The following is an 18,923-nucleotide window of genomic DNA, read 5'->3' as shown; positions in this document are numbered from 1 at the left end:
TACCTAAATCAATCCCTATAACGCGAAAGTTAGACATGATGACCACCTCTTCTTTGTTAACCAGACAAACTGGAGTTTAACACTAGGTTGGGGCGTACCATCTTATTAATGCGTTAGTGCATTGAGTCGAATTAAGCTGATATTGATTAGTAAAAGTATCTTAATTCCCTAATTCGCTCCGACCCCTTTATCTTGGGGTTACCTTTGCAATACTAACTTGAAGCTTTTATACTTTCTGCTCAATGACTTTCCGAACGAAGGATTGTCATTGAGCAAAGCAAGAAGAGGCACTAACTTCAATTGAAGTCATCATTTGCGTTCCTCCATTAACAACGTTCTTCTAATTTTCTTGCAACAGGAGACTAGCTCGGGCTTGTTCAACATTTGGGATAAGGACGCGGCTTCGCGCGGCCTATCTTTATTTGTTATGTTTTACTACTGACATACAGAGTGTTCTGAGGATATTAAGTTAGGGATGCCTTTGAACCCGGATAGGTCAAAGTTCTGTTTTAGAGCAACTATAACACTGCTATCACGTCCGACCATTGCTATCCCCATACTCCCCGAAACTAACTTTAAACCTTCATCGTTGACAACATCCTCTCCGAGTGAGGGTGAGAGGAAAAAATCCTCTGAATACAGGAATATCATGTAATTAACTAGTGCTAACTTATCTTCTAAAGGCAAACGAATAAATTGACGTATAAATTGGCGATACCGAGCATTGTTCTTATCAATAAACATCATAACAACACTTGTTTCTTCTAAGGGGAAGACTGCCAAATGCAAGTGTTGCATTTTGTACTTTGTATCATGATTATATAAGTTATTTACGACATTTCCCTCAACATCAACAGCTAATGTTAATTGATGCTGAAAAGCAATTGGCACTACATAATTGAGCTTTTCATAGAAGAATAAATGGTATTCTTCTTGAACACACTTGGCATCAACTTTTTTCGCTCGGTTAAAACCTCTAACATTCTCCTTGAGGTCTATATCCTTTATATTGTTGATAGAGCTAAAGTCAATGCCAACATCCTCTCCCATATGTTCATGAAATGAAATTTCGAATGCCCTTTGACTTATGGTTTTCAAGTAGTTTTTCATCACTATTTGAGCGAGTATCTTTTGTGTTACCTCGCCGTCATAGTTACTCTTATTTTCGTAGTCTGTAAAAATTTTGCTGTCACAGTCTCTGCAAATGATATAAAAAGTGCCAGCTTGATTTACTCCAGAGCTAGGCTTTAATAAAGGCAAATCAATTAAGCCAGCTTGAGTCAGCAACTTCCCTTCCTCAGCAATATTTTTCAAGAATGATGCTGGGATCGAGTGAGAGTTACAATAACTCGTTGTATGCTCTCCACAATACAAGCACTTGTCATTTTTACTACTTTTCCTACTAGCGGATGAGATTTGACTTATTGTTTTACTAAACTCAACCTTACCCTCTAACATTTCTTCTTTTTGGCTTTCTGAAATGCTGAATAGATTTAGAAACTTATCCATTGTCCCTCACTCTTTTTGTAAAACATAACACTCTAGATAATGAGCCGATGCTTTACCCTAAAAAAAGCCCTCGTAAAGGCCAAAACATCGTGTGATTTATAAATATTTACAACGATTAGTCCAAACACACCTTCTGGAAAAACGAGAATGCACACCTTGCTTGCCTTGTATCTCTTGCAAACCGAGTATACAAGTTTTTAGTTGTTTGAATTTACTATTTTTTATATTCACTCAATAGTAAACCACGAACTGGTTGCGCATAATTTGGTGATTATCCGTACAAAAACGATGATACTGTATAAAAACACAAATACTGGCTAACTAAGAGGTTGTCACAAAACAGAAGCACTTAGTTTTCCAACTGATGAGAAAAAGTATCGCAAAAAGACTAGACAGGCATAACTTTTAGGTTGAGCATAATCCACTTTCAGATTAGGTTTTCTATCGCAAAAGCTTTACTCGCCCTACATACCTCTTGAGCTGCGTAACACATTTTGGGGCAAAAAACAGTTACGAAGCCTTACCTAATACAGCTAAATCGAAGAGAAAAATTACCAAGTGCAGATGCGGCTGCGAGCTTCCAAAACAGGGATGTTTTGGTAGAGCCCACAAGGACGTGCTTGCGGCGCCTCGCAGAAGTATCTACACATAAGCACGCTGCAAGCGATAGATAACAATGAAGGTACGACCTTCAAACACAACAGCAAATATCAAACCAGCCAGAAGCTAAACCAGAAAATGTAATCAGCCTTCATTCGAAGGCTGCAAAACAACCATTAGAGAGCCAAACTAAGCTCAACAAAGCCCCCCAAATTATGGGTTCTTCTTGCGCCAACTCATGGGCAACTCAACCTCATCCCATAACTGACGGCACAGTTTATCTCCTGTGTGCCAGTCGTCTGACAGTAACCATTTCACCAGCTCATCCCCCACTTGTGGGTACAAGATGGGTTGAGGTGGCGCCGATTTTAGCCAGCGTTGAAGCTGTTTAGCGTCGAGTGTCAGCATGGTATCAGCAGCCCCTAACAACTCTAGAGCTGCAACGTTGGAGAGCTGCTCAAACTGGCCCACAAGTGGCTTAACCAGTAACCGCTTACCTAAGGTTAACGCTTCACTTGCCAGTTCAAACCCCGCACTGCCTATCACACCACTACACAGTGATAGCCTGCGCTTAAACTCATCTCGATTAAAACCAGACCATTTAATATGTTCTGGGGTTCTGAGCAGAGGTTTGCCTGAGTGATATACATAGAATTTGAACTCCTTAAATGGCGCAAGGAGGTTCACAATGGCATCGGGATCTTCAAAGGGAAGATAAACTAAAATATCGTGGGGATTAACTGAGACCACAGGTTCAACTTCAACAAAGGGGGGCAAGATAGGAAAACCGAAATGATGCCAATGACAACCAAGGGCGATATCGACGGGAGCAAAGTAGTTAAGCAAGGTTTCATTAAACCAGTTCGCCCCCACTTTCGGCACGTCATATTTTAACGCGGCCTGATGACTCACTCCTATTGAGGTCACTCCCTGCCTCTTTGCCGCCCAGGCTGAAACTGGTTCAAAATCATTTAAAACAAGATCATAGCCACTCAGATCCAGCGATTGGATATCATTGATCAGCGACGGCACCGAATTGCTCCAAGCGGTTTTTGCAATATTGACTCGGCCATGGTGCGTGGCAAATGTCAGGCCACTCTCAACTTGATACTCCCCAAAACACTGCATATCAAAAAATTGTTCTGGGGAGCGACCTGAAAAAAAGAAATCCACATCAACACCGTGCTTACACAGTGATTTTGCCATCACCCTAGCACGGCTTAAATGGCCATTTCCCGTTCCTTGGACGCCATAGAGTATCTTCATATCTTCTCCTTAAAATATTGAAACCTAATCAAAGCCTATCGATAAAATAACGAATACAGAACCTGTTCCCAGAGCCGCTCCTGCCAATATATCCAGCGGATAGTGCACGCCCAGCGCAATGCGAGATCCCCCCACAAGCAACGCCCATAGATATACAAGATAGGCCCATTGTGGATAGATAAAGGCAACAGAGGTGGCCATAACGAAAGCACCCGTAGTATGACCAGAGGGTAGACTGAATTTATCTGAGGGCTCAAAACGTTTTAGCGCCATTAAATGCTTGTCAGTTAACGGTGAGTGACCACTATCGAAACTCAAAAGTTCAAGGTGGCAGGGCCGAGTACGTTTTATGGCGTTTTTCAGAATAAGGTAGAGGGGAAGTTCAACAACAAAACCTGCAAGCGCAAGGTAAAACAGCATCTCGCCTTTAGCGTGGCTTATCATCACGATAAAAACTAAGATCAGATAGAGCGGCCCATCTCCCGTTCTGGAGAGTTGCCTTGCAAGCACGCCTAACTCTCTCGCTTCAGACAGTGCGAAGAGATAGTGGAACAAGCGTCTGTCCAGTTTAACTAGCTTTGTAAACATAAAAAGGCTCCTTATCAGCCAGTATGCTGATTCAGAGCCTAAGAAGGTGCCGTTACGGCTAAGTGACAACTAGCCTAAGTTTTTATGACACGCTAAGTGTCAGCGTAACTAGGCTGTCGCGGATTGCTGAGATTTTTCTCGGTAGAGTTTAATTAAATGGTAGATATTGATGCAGGCGACAAAGGCATTCATGCCTGCCACAGGCCAAGCAGAGATGTAAACACCATAGATAACAAACAGAGTACAGCCGGTAAAGTTGAGGCATCTAAGCCAGATGATGTCTTTCATCATCAATGAGATCGCAACCATCACTGATGCAGAATAACCAATGATTTCAATCGTATTTGCAGTGTCCATAAGGTACCTTCTTAAGGCCCTCTGCCATCCATAAGCGAATTGGGGGGTCCGTGCCCCTAAAGCAAGTTAAAGTTAAGTAATCAAATTCTACCTGCATGCTAACAAATTGACTCACAAAATGTAATAAAAATACGTTATTTGATGACCTACGTCATACTTTTAGTACAACAGCCCCATTAATGAAGGAATTAAACAACATTAATGTTAACAAGGTACACTATCGCCAATTGCGTGATTGATAACACTTTTCTTTTTAAGAAAGCCTTATATACTAGCAACAACGCCTACCCTAGTTGGCACATTATTGATTTCAGGAGTATGACTATGGAATACAACACCTCAGAACTATGTGACACTTACATCGATGTCGTTGATGTTGTCGAACCCATGTTCAGCAATTACGGTGGTTGTAACTCTTTTGGTGGCTCAATCAGCACGATAAAATGTTTTGAAGATAACGGCCTCATCATTGAAGCGTTGCAAAATGATGGCGAAGGTAGAGTCTTACTCGTTGATGGCGGTGGTTCACTGCGGCGTGCTCTTATCGATGCATCTATCGCTCAAGTTGCTGTCGATAATAACTGGGAAGGGATAATCGTCTACGGCTCAGTCAGAGATGTCGATGCCCTTGAAGATCTTGATATCGGTATTCAGGCCATGGCTTCTATCCCTGTCGGTGCTGATAGTAACTCAGTTGGCGAACTGGAGATCCCAGTCAATTTTGGTGGTGTAACTTTCTTGCCACTTGATCATGTTTACGCTGACAACACAGGCATCATTCTCTCTCCAGAGCCTTTAGATATCGACTAATTATCGATAGTTACACTCTAAAAATAAAAAAGGACGAAGCTATTCGTCCTTTTTTGATCTGATGAGTTAGTTAAGATGCTGAGTCAGAAACTTATCAAACGCATTTAAGGTCTTGAGTCTATTCTTCTCGATCTCCAGATAGTGGTTACCATTCTCAAGCTCGATGTATTCAACTACTTTACCGAGATCTTCAAGCTCATCAAACATCTCACGGCTATGGTAGACATCGACAACCCTGTCTTTATCGCCGTGAATGAGCAGCAGTGGAATATTGATCTCTTTAGCAAAGTTAACTGGTGAGTTTTGCTCCAACATATCTGAATCATCACCAATCTGTTTCTTCACCACCTTATAGTTAGTAAATCGTTTTGCTTTTCGAACGATATACTCAAGATCCGATACCCCTGCAAAACTGGCTGCACAACGAAAAATATCTTGTTGCTTTACCGCTGCCATCATCGCAGCATAACCACCATAACTGGCGCCAAGGATACATACCTTATCCTTATCCACTGGATAGTTTTTAGTCAGCCATTTAGCGGCATCGGCAAGGTCATCCTGCATCGCTCCGCCCCACTTTTGAATCGAGGCCATCTCAAATTCGAAACCATACCCTGATGAGCCACGAAAGTTAGGCTCAATCACGGTATAACCACGGCTGGCGAAAAATTGAGAGAACCAATCGAAACCACCATAGTTTCGTGCCATTGGGCCGCCATGGGGGATAACGAGTGCCGCATTTTTAGACTCTACATCCCCATAGGGCGGGGTCACATAGGCCTCAATGCTTAAGCCATCACGAGCCTGGTAGGTGATTTTTCTTTTATCAGATAAGGTTTTTTGGAGTAGAAAAGGATATTCATCAATAATGAACTCTAATGTTTTCGCTTTTCTATCTCCTAAATAGTAAGCACCTGGAGTCTGGGGGTTACTGGTATATAACACATACATATTTTCGTCATCACTGACACTGACGATATTATTAAAAGCATCGGGAATCGCCTTGTTTAACGACTTTTGAAACTGCTCATAAGCAGGATCAAAATAGATCTTAGCGTTGTTGGCCTCACCATGATAAACCCCAATCACATCCTTGGTTTTGCGTGAGTAGATTAATGAACCTTCGATATCATAATCTTCATCGGCATAGACTAAGGTTTTTGTCAGTTTCTTATCGGTAACATCAACTTTAAAGATCGCATACTTACCATTATGTATTGCTCGAATATAGAGTTCAGATGGATTTAGGCCAAACCCTAACGGCGTAATATCAGGTGCATCAAAGATCTCATACTCCCAAATGTTGCGCCATTCATCGGTTGCTAAATCATACAGACGATAAAAGATTTTGGTCTCATCTCGGCCATAACCTAACCTGACTCTATGCTGTTGGTCGGTCAGCCAACTGTAAATGTCTGAACGACTTCTTCGTACAAGCTTGCGCTTTCGTTCAGAGTTTAAATTAATCTTATAAACATCAGGACGGTTTGCGACTTTCAGTGCAAGTCCCATTAAAATATAATCGGGTTCATCGGGCAGCAGATCGATAATACTGTTTTGAAACTGAGGGTTTAGCTCCCTCTTTTTCGGTTTCATAACAGTTTTCAGTTTACCACTACCATCAGCATGCACTTTAAGAAGCCGAGTTTCAGTGTATTTTATCCCTCTTCGCTTTACGGGGTAATCTGCGCTAACAAGCAAAAGCTCATTATTAGCCCACCTATACCAGCCTATTTTAAACTCTTGATTATCCGTACTCACTACGTACTTAGTTGCATCAGTTTTAAAATCTTTAACACCAATATAGGTGTTACCCTGATTGTGGATAATAAAAGAGAGTTTATGCCCATCTGGCGACAGCTTTACCTGTTCAGATTGTGGTAGCAGACCAAACGCTTCAACAGGCAGCTGTTCAGCATAAACAGCTGTACTAGATAAAATTAACAATAAAGCGATAAATATTCGGCTCATCCTTGCCTCAATTAGAGATATTACAAAAATGATAAACTAACATAATGTTAATGCTTTTGTATGACTCTTTAACATAAGGATTCTTTCATTGCCTTCAATTCCCACATTAAGCCACAATATAGGGCATAGGCATCAAAAATAAGAACTAGACCAATATGCAATACCTGCTCCCTTTTACCTCGCAACATTGCCGACAACTCGTCACCCCTAGAGAAGGTGAAACCAAGTTGGCTCAAACAGTATTGACCCACGATGAAAGCGCAGTCTTAAAAGAGACACTAGCCAAGGCGAAGCTTAAAGGCGCTAGATTTGCCATCTTTGGTATTGGGGAAGATATCGGTCCTCGTGCCAATTTAGGTCGCGGCGGCGCAACCGACGCATTTGAGGCTGCGATGGCTCAGTTCCTAAATCTGCAGTCAAACCGCTTCTTCGACGGCAAAAGCTGTTTAGTGTTAGGCCAGATAAAAACCGACGATCTTCAGCTTAGTGAAGAAGCTGCCACCCAATCACTCAGAGCAAATGTAGAGCAGCTGGACACCCGAGTCATAGAGATAGCGGAACAAGTCATGCAAGCTGGGCTTGAACCTATTGTCATTGGTGGTGGCCATAATAATGCGTACGGACTTTTGATGGCCGCAAAGCAGAGCCATAACAAGAAAGTAGCGGCGGTGAATCTAGACCCCCACAGTGATTTTCGCCCCCGAGAAGGACGCCATAGTGGTAATGGTTTTAGTTACGCGGCAGCCAGTGAGGCACTAGGTTACTACCACGTACTTGGCATGCATGAGCTAAAAAATAGTGAAGAGACCTTAGAGCAGCTCAGTAGCTTTGGTGGAGGATGGCATACACTCCAATCTATCTGGATACGCCGCGAAATGAGTTTAACATCGGCGCTAGAGGAGATAGTGACTAAACTCAACAATAGTCAGCTGCCAGTGGCACTAGAGCTCGATCTAGATGCCATCACGAATATGCCAAGCAGTGCTTCAACAGCTGCGGGGATCCCACTACTGGACGCGCTACACTATGTCTACACAGTAGCCAGACATACTCCCTGTGCATACCTTCATCTGGCCGAGGCAGCCCCTAGTTGCCATGTCGCTGGGCTGCAAGCTGGTTATCGTGAAACCGGACAGAGTATCAGCGAGCTTATCTACGCTTATATTCAGGGCCGAGAGCAATCACAACAGCTAAACTAATCACTAAGCCACTCAATACCACCATTGGAGCTTATTCTGCTTCCAATGGTGGATAATTAAGCAAACTCTGAAACTCGCTTATTAAAGTAGTTTGGGTATAATGCCCAGTCTGTTTTGCGAAACTCTGCGCTAGCACACATTTTCGACAAATCCAGATGCAGATAGCTCACCTAGCTCACAATGTGGTTGATGAGTTATATTGCAGCTTGATTGAATGACTTAAACTCATAAATAATATTTTAATCAATAGGAAGACATAGATGTCAGAGGGCACACCAAACAGTACCCATTTCGGTTACAAAACAGTTGAAAGCGATCAAAAGGCCGACATGGTTGCTGGTGTTTTTCATTCTGTCGCAGCCAAATATGACATCATGAACGATGTCATGTCCTTTGGTATCCACCGTATGTGGAAGCGTTTCACTATCGAAAGTGCAGGCGCTCGCCCAGGCATGAAGGTACTGGACCTTGCTGGCGGAACAGGCGATCTTACCGCTAAGTTTTCGCATCTTGTAGGAGATAAAGGCCAGGTCACCCTTGCCGATATCAATGACTCTATGCTGAAGGTTGGTCGCGAGAAGTTAAGAGACAAAGGGATAGTTGGTAATGTGAACTATGTTCAGGCTAATGCCGAAGCCCTACCTTTTCCAGATAACCACTTCGATATCATTACTATCGCCTTTGGACTACGTAACGTCACAGATAAAGATGCGGCTATCCGCTCTATGCTGCGTGTACTCAAGCCAGGTGGAAAGCTACTAGTCCTTGAGTTTTCAAAGCCTAAGCATGATGTGATGCGCAAGGTCTACGACCTTTACAGCTTTAAAGTGATGCCAAAAATGGGCGCATTAATCACTCAGGATGCTGAAAGCTATGAGTATTTAGCTGAATCAATCAGAATGCATCCAGATCAAGAGACCCTAAAAGGTATGATGGTCGATGCAGGCTTTGAACAGGTCGAATACACCAACATGACTGACGGTATTGTTGCGCTACATAAGGGCTACAAATTCTAATTGGAAAAACCATGAAACGTGAATTCGCTTTGCTTCTCAGTGCAGCTCTGGAAACGGCTTTAAAGCAAGTTATCGCCCAATCTCCCGATGAATACGCAAAGCTGCGTTCACTTCATGGAAAAGTGCTCTGTATCCAATTGAGCCAGCTTAGCTGGCCTATCTACCTCGTGTTTGCCAAAGAGATACAGGTCTTGGGCAAATATGAGGGGGAAGTCACCACTAAGGTGAATGCTGACATCACCACCCTTTACCAGCTAACCGAAGGTGCGAACCTCACCGAGCTTATTAAACAAGATAAATTAAGCTTGGAGGGCGATCTAAATCTGCTGCAAACCTTTAGTCACTTTCTGCAAAAAGTTGAATTCGACTTTGCAGAGCCTCTGTCAAAATATATAGGCGATGCCCCGACACATATGCTGATAACAGGCCTAGAGCAGGCAAAAAATGATATCACACATATATTTCGCCAGAGTCGTAGCCATGTCGGTCAATTAACCACCGAAGAGTATAAATTGGCGCCCCATGCGATAGAATTTGTCTACTTAGGTGATAGAATCGATGATCTGGTGGCCGATATCGACGCCATAGAGAAACGTATTAATAACCTACAAAGTAGAGCAAAAGCTAACACATGACAGTCACCAGCATCAGGCGTGCTTATCAAGTTATCAAGACGGCCCTTCATTACGGTCTAGATGAATTAATTCCCTCAAAAGTTAAGCCATGGTACTTCAGACTGCTACGCTGCACCCTATTTTGGTTGCGCAACCAGCATAAAGATAAAGTTGGTGGAGAGCGGTTAAAGCTTGCCATGCAGGAACTTGGCCCTGTCTATATCAAGTTTGGCCAGATGCTCTCAACTAGGCGGGATCTACTCGACGATGAGTGGGCAGAAGAACTGGCAATGTTGCAAGATAGAGTTCCCCCCTTCGATTCATCCATTGCTAGAGAGATGATCGAGCTTGAGCTGGGTACTTCAATCGACACCTATTTAGATGATTTTGACAATACTCCCTTAGCTTCAGCTTCTATTTCTCAGGTTCATACCGCCACGCTAAAGTCCAACGGCAAAGCAGTAGTACTAAAGGTGTTAAGACCGAATGTTGAGGCTCAGGTAGACGCTGATTTGCATTTAATGTCCCAGGCGGCCAATTTTCTTGAAACAGTACTCGGTCATGGCAATCGTCTGCGTCCAGCGGAAGTGGTTGAAGATTACCGCACCACCATTGAGGGTGAGCTTAACCTTAAACTTGAGGCGCTCAATGCCGTCAAATTAAGAAATAACTTTTTAGATTCTGGCTCCCTGTATATTCCCTATATGTATGAAGAGCTCTGCTTTACACGTTTGATCGTGATGGAGCGGATCGATGGCATTCCAGTGTCTGATATGGCGGCCTTAAAAGCACAAGGCACCAACCTCAAGGTGTTGGCAGAGAGAGGGGTCGAACTCTTTTTCACTCAAGTCTTCAGGGATAACTTTTTTCACGCGGATATGCACCCAGGCAATATTTTTGTCAGTCGGGAGCACCCGGAAGATCCCTACTACATCGGTTTAGATTGCGGCATCATGGGCACGCTAACCGAAGAGGATAAGCGCTACCTAGCTGAGAATTTCCTCGCCTTCTTTAACCGTGATTACCACAGAATTGCTCAGCTCTATATCGAGTCAGGCTGGGTATCGCCAGATACCGATATAGCGGCATTTGAGCAGGCAGTCAAAGTCGTCTGTGAGCCTATGTTCAATAAGCCGCTGGATGAGATCTCATTCGGCCATGTTCTCCTTGAGCTGTTCCGCACAGCAAGACGTTTCGACATGGTTGTTCAGCCCCAATTGGTGCTCTTAGAAAAAACTTTACTCTATATCGAAGGTCTAGGCCGTCAGCTCTATCCGCAACTGGATCTGTGGCAGACAGCGAAACCTTTCCTTGAACAGTGGATGTCTGAGCAGGTTGGTCCTAAAGGGATGGCAAGTAAGATCAAAAAAGAGTTCCCCTATTGGGCTGATAAGCTCCCTGAACTGCCAGAGCTGGTTTACGACAATCTGAAAATGGGCAGAAACTTCGTCAAATCTCAGAACCAGATGCTAGATCGCTATCTAAAACAGCAGCAGAAAGCCCATAAAAGTAACTACCTTTTAATCACATCAGCGGTTTTAGTGATCTGCGGCACGATTTTGTTTAATCAAAACGCTACACTATGGGCCTCCTATGGCAGTATCACTGTAGGAGTTGTACTCTGGCTACTAGGATGGCGATCTAGACCAAAAAAACGCAAATTTTAGCTAGCACTAATAAACCATAAGTTCATAATAGAACTATAGACATATTTTTGAGGAAAATTTCATGGGTAACATGGGTATTTGGCAACTTCTGATCATAGCAGTGATCGTAATTTTATTGTTTGGAACTAAGAAGTTACGTTCTCTTGGTGGTGACTTAGGTGGCGCAGTTAAAGGCTTCAAGAACGCCATGTCTTCAGAAGAAGAGAAGAAGGCTCTGGAAGAGACTGCATCAGAAAAAGCGACTCCTAGCGTAGAGAAGACAGCTCCAAACGCTGAGAAGAAGACAGAAACCAAGGATAAAGAACAGGTATAACCTCCTATGTTCGACGGTATTGGCTTTATGGAACTGCTGTTGATCGGTATTTTAGGGCTAGTTGTGCTTGGCCCTGAAAGACTTCCGGTTGCAGTTCGCTCAATAACAGGCTGGATCCGAGCCATGAAACGTATGGCTAACTCAGTTAAAGATGAGCTTGAGCAGGAACTCAAAATTGAGCAACTGCATTCAGATTTGAAAAAAGCTGAGAATCAAGGTCTTAAAGATCTTTCACCAGAGTTGCAGGATTCAATCGATCAATTAAAAGAAGCGGCTCAGTCTGTTAATCGTCCTTATAAGATAGAAGAAACACCTTCGGCCAGCAGCTCTGCGCCATCGGAAAGTACTCCTTCAGAGGCTCCCACAGCTGAGGTTAGCGCTAACCCAGACAAATCTAACAGGTAGTCCATGTCTCAACAGCAGCCTCTTATTAGTCATTTACTTGAACTACGAACCAGATTACTCCGAGCCATCGCCAGTGTGATATTGGTATTTGCCTGTATGGCCTATTGGTCTAATGATATCTACCATTATGTGGCAACCCCACTTATGGATGTGATGCCTGAAGCCAGTAGCATGATCGCGACCGATGTCGCCGCCCCCTTTTTCGCTCCGTTTAAGCTAACACTGGTTCTGGCTTTTTTCATCGCTATCCCCTATGTCCTGTTCCAGATCTGGTCTTTTATTGCACCAGGTCTGTATAAACACGAAAAGCGTTTAATGATGCCGCTGCTTGCCAGCAGTACCCTGCTGTTTTATCTGGGTATAGCCTTTGCTTACTATGTTGTTTTCCCTGTTGTTTTCGGCTTCTTTACTAGCGTTGCACCAGAGGGAGTACAGGTCGCAACCGATATCACCAGTTACCTAAGCTTTATCCTTAAGCTTTTCTTTGCCTTTGGTTTAGCCTTCGAGATCCCAATCGCCGTAGTACTACTATGCTGGGCTGGTGTTACCACACCTGATGATCTAAAAGCGAAACGCCCCTACATCATAGTCGGTGCCTTCGTTATCGGCATGCTATTAACTCCTCCAGACATCATTTCTCAAACCATGTTAGCGGTTCCTATGCTGATATTATTTGAAGGGGGATTGATTGCTGCTCGTTTCTACAGTAAAAAGGATGAAGAAGATGAAGACGAGCAAGAAAAACAGGATGAACCTGGCCAAGAAGCTAAGTAAGAGCACTTAATTAGCAACTCAGGCATGATGCTCGCATATTAAAAGGGAATATATCAATGCGTTTACGTTGGATCACCGCAGCCGCCATCTTAGTATCGGCAAATGCCACTGCAGGTATAGAACAACAACTATCAGCCTGCGCCGCAAATACAGATAAGCTAGATAGGCTTATCTGTTACGATGCACTTGCACAAAGAGTCAAAACTAAAGGGCCTGCAACTCCTCCTGTTACAGGAGCTGCGACAGTGACAGCTGTTCCTGTCACACTGCCTGCCAACGTAGAGGATGAGTTTGGCAACCTAAAGAAAGAGAAAGCTGATGCTATTGAAAAGATCTATCTTGAGGTTGCTTCAGTCAAGAAAGACCCTTATGGCGCATTAAAGCTAAGCTTTACCAATGGTCAGGTCTGGAAGCAAACCGATGGACGTCGTTTCAAGGTCAAAGTTAACCAGAACGTGTTTATTGAAAAAGCCGCTTTAGGTTCCTTTATACTTGGCTCAGATGATCGCAACTCTACAATCCGTGTTAAACGTCTAAAATAATGTCCGAGCACATAGACATCGCTGTCAATCTTATTGGCAGCGCCCTAGAAAAAAATTGTGATGAAGTAATTCAACGAGCGGTGGCCCATGGGGTTTCACCGCTTATTGTTATTGGCAGCGACTTAAATGAAAGCCAGCAAGCGATCAGCTTATGTCGGCAATACCCTAAAACCCTCTACTCTACAGCTGGCACTCACCCCCACCAAGCAAGCCAATGGGACGATACAAGTGCAGATAAACTCAGAGTACTTGCTCAAGCCGCTGAAGTTGTGGCCATTGGTGAGTGCGGCCTAGATTACAATCGTGATTTCTCTCCAAGAGCAAAACAGAGAGAGGCTTTTCGTGCTCAACTCGCTCTAGCAGTTGAACTCAAGCTTCCGGTTCTGATGCATGAACGTGATGCCCATGAGGACTTTCTTGCCATATTAAAAGAGTATCGTAGCGAACTAACCAACGCCCTGCTTCACTGCTTTACAGGCAATAGAGAGAGCATGGAGGCCTATCTTGAGCTTGATCTACACTTGGGGATCACTGGCTGGGTCTGTGATGAACGCAGAGGTTTAGAGTTAGCTAAGCTGGTTCGTGATATCCCTGACGATCGCATTTTGATTGAAACAGACAGTCCGTACCTTCTCCCTAGAAGCATGAAGCCAAAACCTAAATCGAGTAAGAATGAGCCCCAACATCTGCCCTATATCGCTCAATATATTGCAACTCTTAGGGAGCAAAACCCAACAGAATTTGCCGCTAAAACCTACCAAAATAGTGTTAAGTTTTTTGGGCTATAAGCAGATAGATGAAACTGATAAATCTCATTTTAGTCATCTTGACTCTACTCCTATCTTATCCGCTCAAATCGGAAACCTTACTTGCGCTAAGTGGCGATTCAGATAAAAGCTTAAGGATCTCCCCTTGGCTCTATTATACCTTTGAGTCTGAAGGGGATGGTATTGAGCAAATAAGAAAGTTCAGCACAACACAGTGGGATAGGTTATCCCTAAGCGATAATAACCATATTGCGCTTAAGCCTTTCTGGATCAAATTTAGCGTTTACAATGCAGAGTCTCAGGTAATCAACCGACTTCTCTCTCTGGGAAATCCCCATATAGATAAGCTAGATATCTATCACTTTGCTCAGAATAAACTGGTCAATCACACCCAAGTGGGCGATACCTTCCCTTTCCATCAAAGGCCAGTTATCAATAACCTGTTTATCTATCCATTTAAACTTGCTCCAGAGGTCGTGAACACCTTCTATATTAGGGTCGATACAGAGGGGAGTGCCAACTTACCACTGAGCTTGTGGTCCCCTAATGCCTTTGCCCAGCACACAGAAGCCAGTGCGCTATCTAAAGGCTTTCAGCTGGGTGCGCTTGCTGCTATTGGCTTCTTTAGCCTCTGCATTGCCATTACATCACGCTCGTTCAGCTACAGCTACTATGCAGGTTACGTCCTATCTGTCACTCTGTTAGTCGCTACTCTCCAGGGGCTCGCGTTTAGGTTCATCTGGCCAGACTGGCCCATGTTGCAGCACTTGATGATCACCACGCTTGTGCCTCTGAGTATCTTTTTTGCCATCCTGTTTACAGAGAAGGTACTGCTACTTAAGTATCACAGCTTGCCTATGCTGAGATTATGCCGCTACAGCTCAGCTGCCGCTCTGCTGCTACTGTTTATTACGCCTATGCTGGAGTACTCTCAGGCACAATATATCAATATTATCTCAGTCCTCTTAGTGACCACTCTTCTAATGGGGATAGCCTCTATACTGGCTATCAGAGGGCATAAACTGGCTCGGCTCTATACACTAGCCTGGAGCGGCATGTTGATTGGATCCTTTATTACAGGCTCCTCCTACTTAGGATTAATCACATTGCCGATTAAGCATCTAACTCCGCTAATGGTTGGCCTCACCTTCGAGATCATCTTTATGGCCAGTATTCTTGCAATTCGTTATAACGATGAGCGGAAATTAAAATTGCAGACACAACAAGAAGCACTACTGCAATCTCAAAGAATACGTAAAACCAAAGAGGAAGCGCTGCTTATCGAGGCTAACAGCAATGAAAAGCTCGAGCAGATGGTACAGGAGCGAACCTTAGAGTTAGAGATCGCACTTAGGGAGCTTAACGAGGCCAATCAAAAACTCACTGAGCAGGCGACTACCGATAGTCTGACTGGTGTTAAAAACCGCGCCGCTTTCGATAAACGCCTTCAAGCCGAAGGAAGATTAAGCCGAAGGCAACAGACACCAATGGCTATTTTGATGTTAGATATCGACCGCTTTAAGTCGATTAATGATAATTACGGTCACTTGGCTGGCGATCAGATCTTAAGATTTATCGCTCAAACACTTAAAGAAAAATTAAAACGTCCAGCGGATCTGGTGTCACGTTTTGGTGGTGAAGAGTTTGCTATTATATTGCCAAACACAGATCAGCCCGGTGCGGTACAGGTAGCTGAGCAGATACGAAAAACCATTTATGATCTGCCTATTAGCTGGGAAAATATCGATATTCCGCTCACCATTAGTATCGGTGTTAGCTCAGAGATAATGCAATCTGAAACTCAGCCAACCAAGTTGTTAGAACAAGCAGATAAAGCACTTTATCGTGCAAAAAATGATGGGCGTAACCGTGTCATGGTTTATACGCCTGAGCCTCAAAAAGAGATAGACCACACCCAGTCTTGAGTAACAAGCAACGGCAAGTTACCTCTAGCGGGAATAGTTAGGAGTCGAATGTGAATATTATTACCAGTGCCTTCCCACAACGCAGAATGCGTCGCATGCGCAAACATGACTTTAGCCGACGTTTAATGGCTGAAAATCAACTTTCGGTAAACGATCTTATCTACCCTATGTTTGTTTTAGAAGGTAATAATAGAACTGAGCAGATAGCCTCAATGCCTGGCATAGAACGCTACTCAATCGACCTACTGCTTAAAGAAGCAGAGGAGATTGTTAAGCTAGGGATCCCACTTATCGCCCTGTTTCCAGTAACGCCTGCAGAAAAGAAAACCCTGCTAGCGGAGGAAGCTTACAATGCTGATGCACTAGCTCAACGCGCCGTTCGCGCACTCAAGGAAGCATTTCCTGAGCTAGGCGTAATGACAGATGTGGCCCTAGATCCTTTCACCACACACGGTCAAGATGGGATCATAGATGAGGATGGTTACATCCTTAACGACATCACCACCGAGATCTTGGTAAAACAAGCGCTATCCCACGCAGAAGCTGGTGCCGATATTGTCGCACCATCGGATATGATGGATGGACGTATTGGTGCAATTCGTCAAGCATTAGAGGAAGCTGGGCACGTTAACACCCAGATCATGGCTTACTCAGCTAAATATTCATCGAACTATTATGGTCCATTTCGTGATGCAGTAGGTTCAGCTGGTAACTTGAAAGGTGGCAATAAGCACAGCTACCAGATGGATCCAGCAAACAGTGATGAGGCACTACACGAAGTCGCCCTCGATATCCAAGAAGGTGCAGATATGGTCATGGTTAAACCTGGCATGCCTTACCTTGATATCGTCACCCGCGTGAAACGTGAACTCGCCGTTCCAACTTTTGCTTATCAGGTCAGCGGTGAATACGCCATGCACATGGCGGCCATCGAGAATGGTTGGTTATCGGAAAAAGCCATTGTGATGGAGTCACTGCTCTGCTTTAAACGCGCAGGAGCCAACGGTGTATTAACCTACTTTGCTAAACGTGCCGCTCAGTGGCTCAAAGAGGAGCAGGCAAAGTAAGCCTCCCTCTCCAGAAAAAGCCTCCAATTTAGGATAACACCGATCAGTTTAGCGAAATGATCGGTTGACCGATCTTGTGGTTAGTTAAAAATACCCTCATACAATTTGTTTGAGGGTATTTTTTTATGTTGGCTCACTGGCTGATTGACGTTGATAACTTTGCTTCTCCTGATTCACTTAGTCTCTTTCAAAAAGAGCTTCCATTGGAATGGATAAATCAAGCCCTTGATGAAACAAATAAAGCGAGTATGAGGCGGCGCAAACTACCCGCTGAGCTTGTTGTTTGGCTGCTTGTTGGTATTGGTTTATATCGAGATAGAGCTATTACTGACGTACTTGATAAGTTAGACCTTAAACTCTCTAACACTTTAGGCGAGTCGGTTGCTCCTAGCGCGATTCCTCAAGCGAGAAAACGCCTAACGGCAGAGCCACTCAAAGCCCTTTTCTCCATGACAGCTCAGCACTGGAGTAAAGCTGAGGACAGCGAGGATAAATGGTTTGGTCTTAGGCTGTTTTCTGTCGATGGAACACAATTTAGAACTCATGATACAGACGCACTTGCACAGCATTATCAATACCTCAAGCACAGTAAAACCCAGCATACAGAATACCCTGTCGTGAGGCTATGTGCGCTTTGATCCCTTCGTAGTCGATTACTTCATGATGTTGCTTTTGGCTCAAGTTCAACAGGTGAAATCAATTATGCCAAGCAGCTGATTTCATCAACAATGCCAGACTCTCTGACCATTTTTGACCGATGTTATTTAAGTGCCGAACTGATGATTAACTGGCAGCGTGAACATGGCTCTAGTCACTGGATGACGCCAGTAAAATCCAATACAAAGTACGAAATAATTAGGCAACTAGATGATGAAGGACGTGATTTTATTGTCGAAATGAATGTCTCGCAACATGCACAAAAACAAGAGCCGAGCCTGCCGAAAAAGTGGCAGGCAAGATTGGTGCTATACCCTGAGCAAGAGCAGCCTAATCATATTAAAGGTGTGCTCACCTCATTAACAGATAGCCAGTATGAGCTTCAATCGATACTCGATGTTTATTTTGAACGATGGGAGGTGGAAAACAGCTATGGGGAAATAAAACACGACATGTTGGAGGATGAACTCCTCCTTCGAAGCCAGTCAATAGAAGGAGTCGAGCAAGAAATCTGGGGGATATTAATTGCTTATAACCTAGTGCGCTTGGAGATTAGCCGAATAGCTAAAGAGGCGGAGGTGTCACCTTTACGGATAAGCTTTATGATGGCCCTTCGGGATATACAGGATGAGTTAATGTGGTGTGCGATAGCCTCACCAGGCTCGATACCGAAGAAACTACGGGCGATGAGGGAGCGGGTAAAACGTTACATATTACCTAAACGAAAAAAACGGCCCAAATCAAGGACCGTTCGTATAAGTAAAACTCGCTACCCTGTTAAATCAAAACATCTTAAGTGATAGGAGTTATCCAATTTAGGAGGCTTTTTTGTTTCCGCTCCAACAATGTAATACCAATAGGTATAACCCCGTCGCT

Annotated in this window: 17 protein-coding genes and 1 pseudogene; 13 read left to right on the top strand and 5 right to left on the bottom strand. The window is 43.8% G+C overall.

Annotated features, from left to right (window positions below):
* Positions 1-435: 435 nt before the first annotated feature.
* The 4 genes from K0625_RS23370 to K0625_RS23355 all read right to left on the bottom strand — a co-directional run bounded on the left by K0625_RS23370 (position 436) and on the right by K0625_RS23355 (position 4,320).
* The gene (locus tag K0625_RS23370; protein ID WP_220111794.1) at positions 436-1,509 is read right to left on the bottom strand and encodes a hypothetical protein; all 1,074 of its coding nucleotides are present in this window, start codon (positions 1,507-1,509) and stop codon (positions 436-438) included.
* 813 nt (positions 1,510-2,322) lie between these two features.
* Positions 2,323-3,375 carry an MJ1255/VC2487 family glycosyltransferase gene (locus tag K0625_RS23365; protein ID WP_220111793.1) on the bottom strand — a complete coding sequence of 351 codons (1,053 nt, stop codon included), beginning with the start codon at positions 3,373-3,375 and terminating at the stop codon, positions 2,323-2,325.
* 24 nt (positions 3,376-3,399) lie between these two features.
* Positions 3,400-3,963, bottom strand: a complete 564-nt coding sequence (locus K0625_RS23360) for a phosphatase PAP2 family protein (protein WP_220111792.1) — start codon at positions 3,961-3,963, stop codon at positions 3,400-3,402.
* Positions 3,964-4,071: 108 nt separating this feature from the next.
* Entirely contained in the window at positions 4,072-4,320 is a 249-nt protein-coding gene (locus K0625_RS23355) for a YgjV family protein (RefSeq protein WP_012323176.1), read from the bottom strand.
* A 324-nt stretch (positions 4,321-4,644) separates the two neighbouring features.
* Between K0625_RS23355 and rraA the strand changes: the two genes are divergently transcribed.
* Positions 4,645-5,130, top strand: coding sequence for a ribonuclease E activity regulator RraA (gene rraA, locus K0625_RS23350; protein ID WP_012323175.1), 486 nt, complete (start codon positions 4,645-4,647; stop codon positions 5,128-5,130).
* 66 nt (positions 5,131-5,196) lie between these two features.
* Here the strand turns inward: rraA and K0625_RS23345 are convergent, their stop codons facing one another.
* Positions 5,197-7,101: an alpha/beta hydrolase family protein gene (locus K0625_RS23345; protein ID WP_220111791.1), complete on the bottom strand. Its 1,905-nt coding sequence runs from the start codon at positions 7,099-7,101 to the stop codon at positions 5,197-5,199.
* Positions 7,102-7,256: 155 nt separating this feature from the next.
* Between K0625_RS23345 and K0625_RS23340 the strand changes: the two genes are divergently transcribed.
* From K0625_RS23340 to K0625_RS23285, 12 genes and pseudogenes are all read left to right on the top strand, one after another.
* Entirely contained in the window at positions 7,257-8,300 is a 1,044-nt protein-coding gene (locus K0625_RS23340; RefSeq protein WP_220111790.1) for a formimidoylglutamase, read from the top strand.
* A gap of 260 nt (positions 8,301-8,560) precedes the next feature.
* Positions 8,561-9,316, top strand: coding sequence for a bifunctional demethylmenaquinone methyltransferase/2-methoxy-6-polyprenyl-1,4-benzoquinol methylase UbiE (ubiE, locus tag K0625_RS23335; RefSeq protein WP_220111789.1), 756 nt, complete (start codon positions 8,561-8,563; stop codon positions 9,314-9,316).
* An 11-nt stretch (positions 9,317-9,327) separates the two neighbouring features.
* Positions 9,328-9,951: a ubiquinone biosynthesis accessory factor UbiJ gene (locus tag K0625_RS23330; RefSeq protein WP_220111788.1), complete on the top strand. Its 624-nt coding sequence runs from the start codon at positions 9,328-9,330 to the stop codon at positions 9,949-9,951.
* Entirely contained in the window at positions 9,948-11,597 is a 1,650-nt protein-coding gene (gene ubiB / locus K0625_RS23325) for a ubiquinone biosynthesis regulatory protein kinase UbiB (RefSeq protein WP_220111787.1), read from the top strand. Before K0625_RS23330 ends, ubiB begins: the two co-directional genes overlap by 4 nt.
* Positions 11,598-11,658: 61 nt before the next feature.
* Entirely contained in the window at positions 11,659-11,910 is a 252-nt protein-coding gene (gene tatA / locus K0625_RS23320; RefSeq protein ID WP_012323169.1) for a twin-arginine translocase TatA/TatE family subunit, read from the top strand.
* 6 nt (positions 11,911-11,916) lie between these two features.
* Positions 11,917-12,315, top strand: a complete 399-nt coding sequence (gene tatB / locus K0625_RS23315; RefSeq protein WP_012323168.1) for a Sec-independent protein translocase protein TatB — start codon at positions 11,917-11,919, stop codon at positions 12,313-12,315.
* Between the two features lie 3 nt (positions 12,316-12,318).
* Entirely contained in the window at positions 12,319-13,089 is a 771-nt protein-coding gene (gene tatC / locus K0625_RS23310; protein WP_012323167.1) for a twin-arginine translocase subunit TatC, read from the top strand.
* Positions 13,090-13,145: 56 nt separating this feature from the next.
* A complete protein-coding gene (locus K0625_RS23305; protein WP_220111786.1) occupies positions 13,146-13,631 on the top strand; it encodes a hypothetical protein in 486 nt (161 codons plus the stop codon).
* Complete coding sequence (locus K0625_RS23300; RefSeq protein WP_220111785.1) at positions 13,631-14,419, top strand: TatD family hydrolase; 789 nt, start codon at positions 13,631-13,633, stop codon at positions 14,417-14,419. The genes K0625_RS23305 and K0625_RS23300 overlap by 1 nt, the downstream gene beginning before the upstream one ends.
* A gap of 8 nt (positions 14,420-14,427) precedes the next feature.
* Entirely contained in the window at positions 14,428-16,323 is a 1,896-nt protein-coding gene (locus K0625_RS23295) for a sensor domain-containing diguanylate cyclase (RefSeq protein WP_220111784.1), read from the top strand.
* Positions 16,324-16,373: 50 nt separating this feature from the next.
* Complete coding sequence (gene hemB / locus K0625_RS23290; RefSeq protein WP_012323163.1) at positions 16,374-17,390, top strand: porphobilinogen synthase; 1,017 nt, start codon at positions 16,374-16,376, stop codon at positions 17,388-17,390.
* Positions 17,391-17,515: 125 nt separating this feature from the next.
* Positions 17,516-18,847 (top strand): annotated as a pseudogene (locus tag K0625_RS23285) (IS4 family transposase).
* The last annotated feature ends 76 nt before the right edge of the window (positions 18,848-18,923 follow it).

It is taken from the genome of Shewanella nanhaiensis, assembly GCF_019457885.1.
GTDB classification, from domain to species: domain Bacteria; phylum Pseudomonadota; class Gammaproteobacteria; order Enterobacterales; family Shewanellaceae; genus Shewanella; species Shewanella nanhaiensis.
The sequence above is the reverse complement of the archived record's forward strand: the minus strand, read 5'-3'. Positions and strand labels throughout refer to the sequence as shown.